Origin of the sequence: Mycolicibacterium grossiae, from assembly GCF_008329645.1 — a bacterium.
Classification (GTDB): domain Bacteria; phylum Actinomycetota; class Actinomycetes; order Mycobacteriales; family Mycobacteriaceae; genus Mycobacterium; species Mycobacterium grossiae.
This window is the reverse complement of record NZ_CP043474.1, coordinates 3,193,490-3,206,903: the sequence shown is the minus strand read 5'-3', so window position 1 is coordinate 3,206,903 and position 13,414 is coordinate 3,193,490. Positions and strand designations below refer to the sequence as shown.

General features: G+C 67.3%; 14 protein-coding genes. 5 read left to right on the top strand and 9 right to left on the bottom strand.

Annotated elements, in window-relative coordinates:
* The first annotated feature begins 167 nt into the window (after positions 1 to 167).
* Positions 168 to 443, top strand: a complete 276-nt coding sequence (locus FZ046_RS15400; RefSeq protein WP_070353394.1) for a YciI family protein — start codon at positions 168 to 170, stop codon at positions 441 to 443.
* A 145-nt stretch (positions 444 to 588) separates the two neighbouring features.
* A complete protein-coding gene (locus FZ046_RS15395) occupies positions 589 to 1,644 on the top strand; it encodes an NAD(P)-dependent alcohol dehydrogenase (RefSeq protein ID WP_070353395.1) in 1,056 nt (351 codons plus the stop codon).
* A 78-nt stretch (positions 1,645 to 1,722) separates the two neighbouring features.
* Here the strand turns inward: FZ046_RS15395 and nrdF are convergent, their stop codons facing one another.
* The 3 genes from nrdF to FZ046_RS15380 all read right to left on the bottom strand — a co-directional run bounded on the left by nrdF (position 1,723) and on the right by FZ046_RS15380 (position 5,104).
* Positions 1,723 to 2,709: a class 1b ribonucleoside-diphosphate reductase subunit beta gene (gene nrdF / locus FZ046_RS15390; RefSeq protein ID WP_407664395.1), complete on the bottom strand. Its 987-nt coding sequence runs from the start codon at positions 2,707 to 2,709 to the stop codon at positions 1,723 to 1,725.
* A gap of 98 nt (positions 2,710 to 2,807) precedes the next feature.
* Positions 2,808 to 4,331 carry a flavin-containing monooxygenase gene (locus FZ046_RS15385; RefSeq protein ID WP_070353396.1) on the bottom strand — a complete coding sequence of 508 codons (1,524 nt, stop codon included), beginning with the start codon at positions 4,329 to 4,331 and terminating at the stop codon, positions 2,808 to 2,810.
* Between the two features lie 32 nt (positions 4,332 to 4,363).
* Positions 4,364 to 5,104, bottom strand: a complete 741-nt coding sequence (locus FZ046_RS15380; protein WP_070353397.1) for a TetR/AcrR family transcriptional regulator — start codon at positions 5,102 to 5,104, stop codon at positions 4,364 to 4,366.
* A 141-nt stretch (positions 5,105 to 5,245) separates the two neighbouring features.
* Here FZ046_RS15380 and FZ046_RS15375 point away from each other — a divergent pair, with 141 nt between their 5' ends.
* Positions 5,246 to 6,430: an NAD(P)/FAD-dependent oxidoreductase gene (locus FZ046_RS15375; RefSeq protein ID WP_070353398.1), complete on the top strand. Its 1,185-nt coding sequence runs from the start codon at positions 5,246 to 5,248 to the stop codon at positions 6,428 to 6,430.
* A gap of 93 nt (positions 6,431 to 6,523) precedes the next feature.
* Here the strand turns inward: FZ046_RS15375 and FZ046_RS15370 are convergent, their stop codons facing one another.
* Together FZ046_RS15370 and FZ046_RS15365 are read right to left on the bottom strand one after the other, a co-directional pair.
* Positions 6,524 to 7,348: a GNAT family N-acetyltransferase gene (locus FZ046_RS15370; protein ID WP_070353399.1), complete on the bottom strand. Its 825-nt coding sequence runs from the start codon at positions 7,346 to 7,348 to the stop codon at positions 6,524 to 6,526.
* 44 nt (positions 7,349 to 7,392) lie between these two features.
* Positions 7,393 to 8,097, bottom strand: coding sequence for a LysR substrate-binding domain-containing protein (locus FZ046_RS15365; RefSeq protein WP_070353400.1), 705 nt, complete (start codon positions 8,095 to 8,097; stop codon positions 7,393 to 7,395).
* Between the two features lie 58 nt (positions 8,098 to 8,155).
* Between FZ046_RS15365 and FZ046_RS15360 the strand changes: the two genes are divergently transcribed.
* A complete protein-coding gene (locus FZ046_RS15360; protein ID WP_070353401.1) occupies positions 8,156 to 8,539 on the top strand; it encodes a DUF5997 family protein in 384 nt (127 codons plus the stop codon).
* 9 nt (positions 8,540 to 8,548) lie between these two features.
* Here the strand turns inward: FZ046_RS15360 and FZ046_RS15355 are convergent, their stop codons facing one another.
* Positions 8,549 to 9,436, bottom strand: a complete 888-nt coding sequence (locus tag FZ046_RS15355) for a phytanoyl-CoA dioxygenase family protein (protein WP_070353402.1) — start codon at positions 9,434 to 9,436, stop codon at positions 8,549 to 8,551.
* A gap of 145 nt (positions 9,437 to 9,581) precedes the next feature.
* Between FZ046_RS15355 and FZ046_RS15350 the strand changes: the two genes are divergently transcribed.
* Entirely contained in the window at positions 9,582 to 9,974 is a 393-nt protein-coding gene (locus tag FZ046_RS15350; RefSeq protein ID WP_070353403.1) for a VOC family protein, read from the top strand.
* 69 nt (positions 9,975 to 10,043) lie between these two features.
* Here the strand turns inward: FZ046_RS15350 and nrdE are convergent, their stop codons facing one another.
* The 3 genes from nrdE to nrdH all read right to left on the bottom strand — a co-directional run bounded on the left by nrdE (position 10,044) and on the right by nrdH (position 12,939).
* Positions 10,044 to 12,212: a class 1b ribonucleoside-diphosphate reductase subunit alpha gene (gene nrdE, locus FZ046_RS15345; protein ID WP_083298240.1), complete on the bottom strand. Its 2,169-nt coding sequence runs from the start codon at positions 12,210 to 12,212 to the stop codon at positions 10,044 to 10,046.
* A complete protein-coding gene (gene nrdI / locus FZ046_RS15340) occupies positions 12,179 to 12,625 on the bottom strand; it encodes a class Ib ribonucleoside-diphosphate reductase assembly flavoprotein NrdI (RefSeq protein WP_070353404.1) in 447 nt (148 codons plus the stop codon). Before nrdI ends, nrdE begins: the two co-directional genes overlap by 34 nt.
* 71 nt (positions 12,626 to 12,696) lie before the next feature.
* Complete coding sequence (nrdH, locus tag FZ046_RS15335; RefSeq protein WP_070353405.1) at positions 12,697 to 12,939, bottom strand: glutaredoxin-like protein NrdH; 243 nt, start codon at positions 12,937 to 12,939, stop codon at positions 12,697 to 12,699.
* Between the last annotated feature and the right edge of the window lie 475 nt (positions 12,940 to 13,414).

Here is a 13,414-nt window from a genome sequence, read left to right as displayed (position 1 = left end):
GGTCGAGCCGATTTCTGTCGAGTGACAGTTTTCGCGTTGCGGCGGGGGTGGTGGTTGCCGCGGTGTAACCGTTCCGGAGGAGGTCGTTAACAACGGTCGACGGATGTTTCTGTCAGGTGACAGAAACGTCGCCGGAGGCGCGCCGCGCCGTGCCGTAGTCTCATCGCGTGTTCCACGTCCTGGTGCTGACCTATCGCGAGCCGCTCGACGTCGTCGACCAGACGCGGCCCGCGCACGTCGAGTGGATCGAACGCGAGATCGAGGCCGGACGGCTGCTGCTCGCCGGTCGGCAGGAGTCGCAGCAGGGCGGCGTGCTCATCACCGGCGACATCGACGTGGCCGCGGCCGAGGAGTTGATCGCCGCGGATCCGTACACCCAGGCGGGGCTGGTGTCCTACGAGCGGACGACGTTCAACGCTGCGCTGCGAGCGCCGGGCCTGTGAGCGATCATCGTCACTATCGGGATTGATCCCGCGCCCGTGGCCGTTGCAGGTTCGGGCGGGCTCACCGCTGCGCCCTGATCATTACCTTCGCTAAATTCTTGGCGAAAGACGTTTGCGAGACGAGACGAAGAGGCACGTAGAACACATGACCACGACAGTTTCCGGCTACGCCGCGACCGCTCCCTGGGGTTCCGACGCCCCGCTGACGAAGACCACGATCGAGCGTCGCGACGTCGGCCCCGCCGATGTCGCCATCGACATCAAGTTCGCCGGCATCTGCCACTCCGACCTGCACACCGTCAGCGGCGAGTGGGGCGGCGTGAAGTACCCCATGGTGCCCGGCCACGAGATCGCCGGCATCGTCACCGAGGTCGGCTCCGACGTGACGAAGTACAAGGTCGGCGACCGCGTCGGCGTCGGCTGCTTCGTCGACTCCTGCCGCGAGTGTGAGTACTGCACCGCCGGTGAGGAGCAGTACTGCAACAACCCCGGCATGGTCGGCACCTACAACGGCGTCGGCCGTGACGGCAAGCCCACCCAGGGCGGCTACAGCGACGCCATCGTCGTCGACGAGAACTACGTCCTGCGCATCCCGGACTCGATCCCGCTGGACAAGGCCGCGCCGCTGCTGTGCGCGGGCATCACCACCTACTCGCCGCTGCGGCACTGGGGTGCCGGCGAGGGCAAGCGCGTCGCCGTCATCGGTCTCGGCGGCCTCGGCCACCTGGGCGTGAAGCTGGCGAAGGCGATGGGCGCCGAGGTGGCCGTGCTGAGCCAGTCGCTCAAGAAGATGGAGGACGGCCTGCGGCTGGGCGCCTCGGAGTACTACGCGACCAGCGATCCGGACACCTTCAAGAAGCTGCGTGGGTCGTTCGACCTCATCCTCAACACCGTGTCGGCGAACCTCGACATGGGTGACTACCTGGGGCTGCTGAAGCTCGACGGCACGCTGGTGGAACTCGGCATGCCGGAGAACCCGATGGAGGTACCGGCCAGTGCGCTGATCTTCGGCCGCCGCCGCCTGTCCGGTTCGTTGATCGGCGGCATCAAGGAGACCCAGGAGATGCTGGACTTCTGCGCCGAGCACGACGTCACGCCCGAGATCGAGGTGATCGAGGCGTCCTACGTCAACGAGGCCTATGACCGCATGCTCGCCAGCGACGTGCGCTACCGCTTCGTGATCGACAACGCGACCATCTAGTCGCTCCCGCTACGCGCGCGGGCGGACTCCTTCGGGAGTCCGCCCGCGTCGTCGTTTCAGGGCCGTCGGCAGCCGGGGCTAGAAGTCCCAGTCCTCGTCTTCCGTCACCACGGCCTTGCCGATCACGTAGCTCGACCCCGAGCCGGAGAAGAAGTCGTGGTTCTCGTCGGCGTTCGGGCTCAGCGCGGACAGGATCGCCGGGTTGACGTCGGTCTCGTCGCGCGGGAACAGCGCCTCGTAGCCGAGGTTCATCAGCGCCTTGTTGGCGTTGTACCGCAGGAACTTCTTGACGTCCTCGGTCAGGCCGACGCCGTCGTAGAGGTCCTGGGTGTACTCGACCTCGTTGTCGTACAGCTCGAACAGCAACTCGTAGGTGTAGTCCTTCAGCTCCTGCTTGGTGGCCTCGTCCTGCTGGGCCAGGCCGCGCTGGAACTTGTAGCCGATGTAGTAGCCGTGGACGGCCTCGTCGCGGATGATCAGCCGGATCATGTCGGCGGTGTTCGTCAGCTTCGCGCGGCTGCTCCAGTACATCGGCAGGTAGAAGCCCGAGTAGAACAGGAAGCTCTCCAGCAGCGTGGAGGCGACCTTGCGCTTGAGCGGCTCGTCGCCCTTGTAGTACTGCATGACGATCTCGGCCTTGCGCTGCAGGTTGGGATTCTCCTCCGACCAGCGGAACGCATCGTCGATGTCGGCGGTCGAGCACAGCGTCGAAAAGATGTTGCTGTAGCTGCGGGCGTGCACCGACTCCATGAACGCGATGTTGGTGTACACCGCCTCCTCGTGCGGCGTCAGCGCGTCCGGGATCAGGCTGACCGCGCCGACGGTGCCCTGGATCGTGTCGAGCAGCGTCAGACCGGTGAACACGCGCATCGTGAGCTGCTTCTCGTGCTCGTTGAGGGTGTTCCAGGACGGGATGTCGTTGGACACCGGCACCTTCTCCGGCAACCAGAAGTTGCCCGTCAGGCGGTCCCAGACCTCGGCGTCCTTGTCGTCGTGCAGGCGGTTCCAGTTGATGGCCGAGACGCGGTCGATCAGCTTGATTCCCTCGGACACTTCGAACCCCATTTCAGGACGTGACGGCTACTCCCCCGACACTACAACTGGTGTCCGACGGCGCGCTGCAACACAACACGTTGTGTCGCGACGGAATTTCTGACGTTTCCTCAGCGACCGCTGAACTCGTACTCCGAGGCCTTCAGCCGGCGCGTCGCCAACCAGTACTGCCACGTCATGCCGCTCCACAGCGTGCGGTTGACGCCGTGGGCGTCGAGGTACCAGCTGCGGCAACCTCCGGTGCTCCACACCGTGCCGCCCAACTCGTCCTGCAGTTCGGCGTTGTAGGCGTCCTGCGCCGAGCGCTTCGGTGTCAGTGCACGGGCTTTGCGCTTGTCCACGGCCGCGATGGCCTGGGCGACGTAGTCGATCTGCGACTCGATCATGAACACCACCGAGTTGTGCCCCAGCGCGGTGTTCGGTCCGAGCAGGAAGAACAGGTTGGGCATGCCGGCGACGGCGATGCCGCGGTGCGCCTGGATGCCCTCGGCGTTCCAGCGGTCCACCAGGTCCTCGCCGCCCGCGCCCTTGATGTCGACGTAGGTGTAGGAGTCGGTGACGTGGAAGCCGGTGGCGAACACCACGACGTCGACGGGCCGCTCGACGCCGTCGGCCGTGACGATGCCGGTGGGCGTCATGCGCTCGATCCGTTCGGTGATCACCGTGGTGTTCGGGTGGGCGATGCCCTTGTAGTAGGTGTCGGAGTTGAGAATGCGCTTGCAGCCCGCCCGGTAGTTCGGCGTGAGCTTGCGGCGCAGCTCGCGGTCGGACACGCTGCGGCGGATGTTCCAGCGGCCGAGCAGCTCGCCGATCTTCAGCAGCCGCGGCTGCTTGGTCATGGCGAAGCCGACGCCCTCGTGCAGCCAGTAGATCCCGGCCCGCATCGCCGCGCGGGTGCCCGGCACGGTGGCGAAGACGTTGCGCAGCCACTCCGGGAACGCGTTGTTCACCCGGGGCATGACCCACGGTGGCGTGCGCTGGTAGACCTGCAGTTCACCGACCACGCGGGCGATCTCGGGCACGATCTGGATGGCGCTCGCCCCGGTGCCGATGATCGCGACGCGCTTGCCGGCGATGTCCACCGAGTGGTCCCACTGCGCGGAGTGGAAGGCGGCGCCGGTGAAGTCGTCGCGCCCCTCGATCTCGGGCACCAGCGGGATGTGCAGACCGCCGGCCCCCGACACCAGGAACTGCGCGACGAACTCGCGACCATCGGCGGTGAAGACGTGCCAGCTCTGATCGGCCTCGTCCCAGTGGGCGCGGTCGACGTTCGCGCCGAACTCGACGTAACGGCGCAACCCGTACTTGGCGGTGACGCCGAGCAGGTACTCCTGGATCTCGGGCTGGAAGGACCACATGTGGGACCAGTCGGCCTTCGGCTCGAAGGAGAACGAGTACATGTGCGACGGGATGTCGCACGCGCACCCCGGGTAGGTGTTGTCGCGCCAGGTACCGCCGACCTCGTCGGCCTTCTCCAGGATCAGGAACTCGACGCCCTGCTTCTGCAGGGCGATCGCCATGCCCAGTCCGGAGAAGCCGCTACCGATGATGAGGGCGCGGGTGCGGACGGGCTGGGCGGCGCGCGGATCGGCGGAGGAAGAGTCGGCGGCGCTGGCGGTGTCGGCGACGGTCATGTCACGACGATACCTGGGAACGGCGGTACCGGTTAGGCGACGGACTCGCGGCGCCGGACGCCCTCGTGCAGCGGCAGCTCCGAATCGATGCGGATGCCGAGCAGTTCGCAGGTGCCGTTGATCGCGCCCAGCATGATCGTCGTCATGTAGCCGATGAACGCGTCGCGCGGCATGCGACGGGGGCTGTCCACCTCGGGGCCCAGCCACCAGTCGGTGGCGGCCGCCGCCGAGCCGAACGTGGTGTAGGCGGCCAGTTCGATCGCGACGCCGTCCAGTTCCATCTCACGCAGCTCGTTGTTGAAGATGCTCGCCATGGCCAGCGTCACCTCGCGACCCTCGTTGAGCGCACGCATCGTCGACTCGCTCTGCTCGGCGAAGCGCCCCTGGATCAGGAACCGGCAGACGTTCGGGTGCTCGTCGACCAGCAGCACGTACTGCTCCACGCTGCGACGGATCACCTCGCGCGCCGGATCCTTGGCGATGTCGATGTGCGGGAAGATGGCCGCCCACAGCATGTCCCGCAGCCGCTCGCCGATGGCCTGGAACAGATCCGACTTGTCGGTGAAGTGCCGGTAGATCTTCGGCTTGGCGGTTCCCGCCTCCTCGGCGATCTCGCGCAGGCTGACCTCGGGCCCGAGTCGGTCGATGGCCCGGAACGCCGCGTCGACGATCTCGGCGCGCACCTTCTTGCGGTGCTCGCGCCACCGCTCGCTGCGCGCATCCACCTTGGCGGCGGGCTGGGGCCCGGGCCGGGGGATCGTGGGTCGACGCACGGAATTACTGTACCCGCTGGTACCGGGTGATCTGCCATACCGCGCCGGGGCCCCACCAGGGCCGTCGCACGTGGCGCGGTTCACCCGCGCGCCGCGGGTACCATCGCCGACGAGAATTTCCGCCGAGGATGGATCGAGGACATGACGCAGCGCTACGACCTGGTCATCGCGGGCGGTGGCCCCTCGGGGTCGGCCGCCGCGTGGCAGGCCGCACAGACCGGCGCGAAGGTGCTGGTCCTGGACAAGGCCCAGTTCCCGCGGGACAAGCCGTGCGGCGACGGGCTCACCGCCCGCGCCGTCAGCTACCTGCAGAAGATGGGCCTCGCCGAGGAGGTGTCCCGGTTCCACCGGGTGGATCGCGTCACCGTCTACAGTCCCAGCGCCTGGGAGCTGTCCTTTCCGCGCCGCCCCGGAATGCCCGATCACGGGCACACCGTCAGCCGCACGGAACTCGACACGCTGCTGCTGACGCATGCCGAGGCGGCCGGCGCCGAGGTGCGTCAGGGCGCCGAGGTGAGCGGTCCCGAGCTCGACGCCGACGGCCGGGTCGTCGGCGTCGTGCTCAAGAACGGCGAGAAGGTCCACGGCGACGCGGTCATCGCGGCCGACGGTGCCTACTCCCCAATCAAGCGCGCCCTGAAGCTCGACTCCGAGTACAACGGCTACTCGGCGATCGCGATCCGCTCCGAGATGCACGCGAATCGTCCCGACTCGGACTCGCTCGACATCTACCTCAAGCTGATGTTCGGCGGCGATCAGCTGCCCGGCTACGGCTGGGTGTTCCCGATGGGCAACGGCGTCTTCAACATCGGGCTGGGCTACGTCAACAGCTACGCGAACTGGCAGTCGATCAATGCCACCCAGTTCCTCGGCGACTTCCTGCGCACGCTGCCGCGCGAGTGGGAGCTGCCGCCGATCGAGGAGCTGAAGAAGAACAAGAGCGTGCGGGCGTGGCGGCTGCCGATGGGCTTCACCGCATGGCCGCCGTGGCGACCGGGCGTGTTGTTCACCGGCGACTCGCTGGGTGCGGGCAAGCCGGCCTCCGGCGCGGGCATTTCGAAGGCGCTCGAGTCCGGGCTGGCCGCCGGCGAGTGCGCGATCGCGGCGCTGCAGAACGGCGGGCCCGACGACTTCACCAATTACGGGCAGCGCATGGAGGCCGCGTGGGGCCGCGAGTACCGCCGCGGGCGGTACATGCACAAGTTGATCGGCAAGCCGAAGCTCGCGGGCGCCGGCGTGAAACTCATCGACAATGCGGCGTTCCGTGACCGTATGCTGAAGGTGCTGTACAAGAAGGCCCAAGGGCCGCAGCACACGGTGAAGTAACCGCCTCGGATTCCGCCCCGCCGACATCGGCGCCCGCCGAGTGTGGGGGTGAGAGCCCCACACTCGGCGTTGGAGGGCCTCGCCGACCGAGGTTCAGTAGCGATATTCGATGGTCTCGGCGACGGCGCGGAAACCCAGCCGGCGGTAGATCCGGTTGGCGCCGGGGTTGGCGTGATCGGCGTACAGCACGACGTCGCGGGCGCCGCGCCGAAACGCCTGCGCGCAGGCCGCGGCGGTGACGGCGGCACCGAACCCCCGGCCGCGCGCCTCGGGTGGGGTATAGACCGGACCGATGCGCGACACCCCCGCCGCGGGGGCGTGTACGCGGGCCATCGAGACAGCCGTGCCGTCGAGCATCCACAACAGCACGTCGCCGCCGGCGGCGCGGATGCCGTCGAGGTAGCGCCGGCGCGCCGGAGGGTCCGGGGCGGCGTCGAAGGCGTCGGCGAAGAAGCCGTCGAGCCATTCGAGGACGGTGTCGTCGTCGGCCGCGCCCGCGAGCCCGCCGGTGCCGGGCACATCGGTCGGCGGGTGCAGATCGCCGAGCCGGTACAGCGTGCGCGCGATCGACGACTGCGGGTCGCCCCGGCCCGACTCTCGCCACTCGTGTACGAATGCCGTTGCCGGAGCGGTCGTTCCGCGCACCGCCGGCAGCCGGCTGCCCGCAGTGGTTCCGAATGCGGCGACGGCCTGTTCGACCATCGCCGGGTCGAGGCCGCTGACGAGCAACGCGTCACCGGGTGTCTGCAGGGCCGCTCCGACCACGCCGACGCCGTCGAGCACCGACAGGAACAGTCCGTCGTCTCCCGCGGTGCGCAGCGCCGTCAGCTCGCTGGTGTAGCGCACGGGGTCGGTGCGGTACACCAGGCGCGCGACCGGCAGGAACGCGGTCGGTGACGGGTACAGGCGGACGGCCATGGGATCGAGCGTGCGCCTTCGACGCGTCGATCTCCACCGATTTTCTACCGGCGGCCACGGCCCGGCTTGCGGGCGACCTTGCCCGCCGCGGCGCGGGCGGCCTGCTTGGCGAGGGTTTTCTCCCGCGCGGTGCGCTTGGGCGCCGATTGCGCCTGTCCGCGCGACGAACTGGGCTTGCGGCCGCGGACGATGCCGATGAAATCCTCGAGCCACTCGGGCTGTGGCCCGTCCGGGAAGGCCAGCGCGACGGGGCACGCGGGCGCGTCGACGATTGGCCGATGGGTGAGGTCCCTGCGGTGGTGCAGCCGGGCCAGGGACTGCGGCACCACGAGCACGCCGACTCCGGCGGCGACGAGTTCGATTGCCGCCGATGTGGTCTCGGGGCGATGGTCGACCGGCGCGCCGGGCGCGGCCGGCCAGTCGACGACGTCGTCGAGCGGACGCAGCGTCGGCTCGTCCGTCAGGTCGGCGGCGGTGATCTCATCTGCGGCGCTGATGACGTGGTCGGTGGGCACGACGGCGACGGTGGTCTCCTCGTACAGCGGGATGGTGGCCAGTCCGGACGTGTCGGTCGGTAGGCGGAGCACCGCCATGTCGAGGGTGCCGGCGCGCACCTCCTCGGCCGCGTCCGCCGCGGCGACCGACCGCAGTGTCAACGGGACGTCGGGGTGGCGTTCGGCCCAGATGCGCGCCCACTTCGCCGGCGTCCCACCCGGGACGTAGCCGAGGGTCAGCGAGGACTGGGGCATCGCCTCAGGCTACCGATAGGCTCTTCGGCATGAGCGACGCTCGAGAAGCGGATGGGCGATGACGAGCAGGCCGAACGCGCAGTCCATGAAGCCGGCCACCGCCGCGAAGAAGCTGGACGTGTACCTGCCGGCGACCCCGGCGGAGTTCCAGGCGAACGCCATCACCCGCGCCGAACTGACGGCGCTGCAGCAGGATCCGCCGCAGTGGCTGGTCGACCTCCGCCGTAACGGCCCGCACCCCAAGAACCTCGTCGCGGCCAAGCTGGGGGTGTCGATCGCCGGGCTCGCGCGCGGCGGCGTCACCGAGGCGCTGACCACCGGTCAGATCGAGACGCTGCTCGCGGACAAGCCGGATTGGCTGGTCGCCGAACGGGAGAGCTACGAGAACGTGCTGCGCGAGGAGCGCCGGCTCAAGGCGGAGCGGGCGGACAAGGCGCGCTGATTCCGGCGGTCACTCACTGTGGGTGAGTTGATCGGCGAACGCCGCGCCGGAGTTGCCGTTGAGTTTGGCCGCGTCGAAGCCGTAGGCGACCTCGTCGCCGCGGATGGCACGCAGCGGGTCCTCGAAGTCACGGAAGTATCCCATCGCCCACGCGCCCTCCTGGTATCCGATCAACTTGAGCAGGTCGTCGTCGAGGGTGCGTGCGACGTCGAGGGGCACCGAGAGGAACTGGTTCTCCTCCTGGCGGACCCAGCCGACGCAGTAGTTGACGTTGATGGCGCGTCGCACCCGGTCACTGCGGTTCGCCGCGCCGCTGTGCACGATCTTGCCGGAGTACAGCAGCACCGAACCACGCGACATCTCGGCCTGCAGGCAGTCTTCGTCGGCGTAGTCGGTGGGCTTCGTGTCACCGACCTGACTTCCGGGCACGATCCTGGTAGCGCCCATCTCGGCGGTGTAGTCGGTCATCGCCCACAGCGTGTTGCACTGCACGTGGTAGTCGTCGGGGAACGGGTAGAAGTCGAAGGCGTTCTGGTCGCGGTGCAGCGCCTGCTCGGATTCGCCGGGCTCGATGGAGATGACCTGGGTCAGCATCAACTGAAAAGCGCTGGCGTGTCCGAGGAAATCCGCGCATACGCCCAAGACGGTCGGATTCTGAATGAGGGTGCGGCACGCCGGCGACCGCGCGATGAGCGCGCCGGTGCGCCGGGTCTTGCGACCGATCATCGCGTTGTAGCCCATGGGCGTGGCATCGAGGTGCGGCGCCAGCTCGTCGGTGATGGTGTCCATCAATGCGTTCGGCACGAGGTCGTCGACGATCACGTAGCCGTCGCGGCGCAGGTGGTCCGCCAGATCGGCCGGAGGTGTCGTCGCCGGTACGTGCGTCAGCGTGGTCATGGCTCGAGTATCGCGATATGCGTGTGTTGACCAGGTAAATTGGTGTCACGCACCGGTTACGGTCGGGCCGTGGCGCGCTGGGGACGGGGGTAGCACGACATGCGGCCGGCCGATGAGTTTCCGCACGGTCGATGGTCTACCCGCCATGCATTCGATGATCTTCGTCAACCTGCCCGTCGCCGACGTCGGCCGCTCCCGGGGGTTCTTCACCGCCCTCGGCTACTCGGTCAACGAGGATTACAGCGGCGACGACGCGCTGACACTCGTGTTGGGCGAGAACCAGTTCGCGATGCTGTTGCAGCGCGACGTGTTCGACGCGCTGCACGCGGCCCGAACCGCGGACGCGTGGCAGACGAAGGAGTGCGTCGTCTGCCTCGGGGTCGACAGCCGCGCGGGCGTGGACCAACTGGTCGACCGTGCCCTGGCCGCCGGCGCGAAGCCGGGCGACTCCGAGGACCACGGCACGATGTACGGCCGCAGCTTCCACGACCTCGACGGGCACTCCTGGCAGATCTTCTGGTTCGACCCGAACCAGTAGGGACTGCCGAAACGCAGAAGGTGACGGTCCCCGGGGGAATCCGTCACCTTCTGCGGTCTCGGCGTCACGTCACAACATGCAGCTGACGCAACCCTCCACCTCAGTGCCCTCGAGCGCCATCTGCCGCAGGCGGATGTAGTACAGCGTCTTGATGCCCTTGCGCCAGGCGTAGATCTGGGCCTTGTTCACGTCGCGCGTGGTGGCGGTGTCCTTGAAGAACAGCGTCAGGCTGAGCCCCTGGTCCACGTGCTGGGTGGCGGCGGCGTAGGTGTCGATGATCTTCTCGTAGCCGATCTCGTACGCGTCCTGGTAGTACTCCAGGTTGTCGTTGGTGAGGTACGGCGCCGGGTAGTAGACGCGGCCGATCTTGCCTTCCTTGCGGATCTCGATCTTGCTGGCGACCGGGTGGATCGACGACGTCGAGTGGTTGATGTAGCTGATCGAGCCCGTCGGCGGGACCGCCTGCAGGTTCTGGTTGTAGATGCCGTGCGTCTGCACCGACTCCTTCAACCGCTTCCAGTCCTCCTGGGTGGGGATCCGGATGCCGGCATCGGCGAACAGTTGACGCACCCGCTCGGTCTTCGGCTCCCACGCCTGCTCGGTGTACTTGTCGAAGAACTCCCCCGACTTGTACTTGGAGCGCTCGAAGCCGCCGAATGCCCGGCCCCGTTCGATCGCAATGCGATTCGAGGCGCGCAGTGCGTGGTAGAGCACGGTGTAGAAGTAGATGTTGGTGAAGTCGACGCCTTCCTCGGAGCCGTACATCACCCGCTCGCGCGCCAGGTAGCCGTGCAGGTTCATCTGCCCCAGGCCGATCGCGTGAGACTCGTTGTTGCCCTGCTCGATCGACGGCACCGAGGTGATGGTCGTCTGGTCGCTCACCGCGGTGAGCGCTCGGATGGCCACCTCGATGGTCTGGGCGAAGTCCGGCGAGTCCATCGCCTTGGCGATGTTCAGCGAGCCGAGGTTGCAGGAGATGTCCTTGCCGACCTTGCTGTAGGACAGGTCCTCGTTGAACTCCGACGGCGTGGACACCTGCAGGATCTCCGAGCACAGGTTGCTGTGCGTGATCTTGCCCTCGATCGGGTTGGCCCGGTTCACGGTGTCCTCGTACATGATGTACGGGTAGCCGGACTCGAACTGCAGCTCGGCGAGGGTCTGGAAGAACTCGCGCGCCTTGATCTTCGTCTTGCGGATCCGCGCGTCGTCGACCATCTCGTAGTACTTCTCGGTGACCGAGATGTCGGCGAACGGCACGCCGTAGACGCGCTCGACGTCGTACGGCGAGAACAGGTACATGTCCTCGTTGCGCTTCGCCAGCTCGAAGGTGATGTCCGGGATCACCACGCCCAGGCTCAGCGTCTTGATGCGGATCTTCTCGTCGGCGTTCTCGCGCTTGGTGTCGAGGAACCGGTAGATGTCCGGGTGGTGGGCGTGCAGGTACACCGCACCCGCACCCTGGCGGGCGCCGAGCTGGTTGGCGTACGAGAACGAGTCCTCGAGCAGCTTCATGATCGGGATGACGCCCGAACTCTGGTTCTCGATGTTCTTGATCGGCGCGCCGTGCTCGCGAATGTTGCTTAGCAGCAACGCCACTCCGCCGCCGCGCTTGGACAGCTGCAGCGCCGAGTTGATCGAGCGGCCGATCGACTCCATGTTGTCCTCGATGCGCAGCAGGAAGCAGCTGACCGGCTCGCCGCGCTGCTTCTTGCCCGAGTTGAGGAACGTCGGAGTGGCCGGCTGGAAGCGGCCGTCGATGATCTCGTCGACGAGGCGCTCGGCCAGCGTGGTGTCACCGGCGGCCAGGGTCAGCGCGACCATGACGACGCGGTCCTCGAAGCGTTCGAGGTAGCGCTTCCCGTCGAACGTCTTGAGCGTGTAGGAGGTGTAGTACTTGAACGCGCCGAGGAACGTCGGGAAGCGGAACTTCTTGGCGTAGGCGCGGTCGAGCAGCGTCTTGACGAAGTTGCGCGAGTACTGGTCGAGCACCTCGCGCTCGTAGTACTGCTTCTCGATCAGGTAGTCGAGCTTCTCGTCCTGGCTGTGGAAGAAGACCGTGTTCTGGTTGACGTGCTGCAGGAAGTACTGATGCGCCGCCTCCCGGTCCTTGTCGAACTGGATCTTGCCGTCCTTGTCGTACAAGTTCAGCATCGCGTTCAACGCGTGGTAGTCGGTCTCTCCGGGCAGGGCGTGCGCCCCGGTGGTCACAAGTTCTGCAGCTGTGATGGTTGGTGGCACGACTGTTCCCTCCAGAAGTCTTTCAAGCCGGCGCGGACGGCGAACACGTCGTCCGTCGTTCCCATGAGTTCGAAGCGGTAGAGATACGGGACGCCGCACTTGCGGGAGACCACGTCACCCGCGTAGCCGTACTCGGCCCCGAAGTTGGTGTTGCCCGCTGCGATGACGCCGCGGATCAACGACCGGTTGTGTTCGTCGTTGAGGAAGGCGATCACCTGCTTGGGGACGTAGCCCCCGCGCTCGGGATCGGGACCGTTGGCGTGCCCGCCCCCATAGGTGGGCAGCACCAGCACGTAGGGCTCGTCGACCGTGATCCGCTCCCGCAGCGGAATGCGGGTGGCGGGGATGCCCAGCTTCTCCACGAAGCGGTGCGTGTTCTCCGAGACGCTGGAGAAGTAGACGAGACTGGTCATATCGCTCCTTCTCCCTCGGAGTACCCGGTCGCCGGTGAATCAGGCGGCTCGTGATTCAGGCCGCTCGTGGATCAGGCCGTCGCCGCGACCGCGCCGCCGAGCGCCTTGATCCGGTCCGGACGGAAGCCCGACCAGTGCTCGCCGCCTGCTACCACGACCGGCGCCTGCAGGTAGCCCATGGCCATCACGAAGTCGCGCGCCTCGGCGTCGAGGCTGATGTCGACGACGTCGTAGTCGATGCCCTGCTTGTCGAGCGCCTTGTAGGTGGCGTTGCACTGGACGCAGGCCGGCTTGGTGTACACGGTGACGGTCATGGGCTCGACTCCTCTTCGGGGCGGGACGGGGACGGACTTATCGAGGACTGCTGGCTACTGCTTCCCACTGAGGTTCAGCGAGCCGACCGCCCCGGAAATTCCGCCGTTCGGGCGCTTTCGGAGCGGCGGGACCGGCTGGGTCGAGGACCCGACGAGGCCGGTTTCGCGTGCTCCGACGGGCCGGTGAGGCAGTGGCTCCTCTTGGGGTCTGTCGGTGTGCAAGACACTACACCTAGTGGCCGACAATCGATACGGATACAAGATGTTCTGAACGACATTCGTGGAATTCCCAGGTCGTAAGCCGCGACGGGCCGATTTCACCGGCGTGTCGCACGTCACATCCCGCCCGTGTCGCCCGCCTGGAGCGGTTCTACCAACCCCCACCGACACCGCTCGCGCGCCCGGGCTCCAACAGCAAAGCCGCCGGCACGCCCCGAACAGGGCACACCGGCGGCTGGCGACGACGCTGATCGCG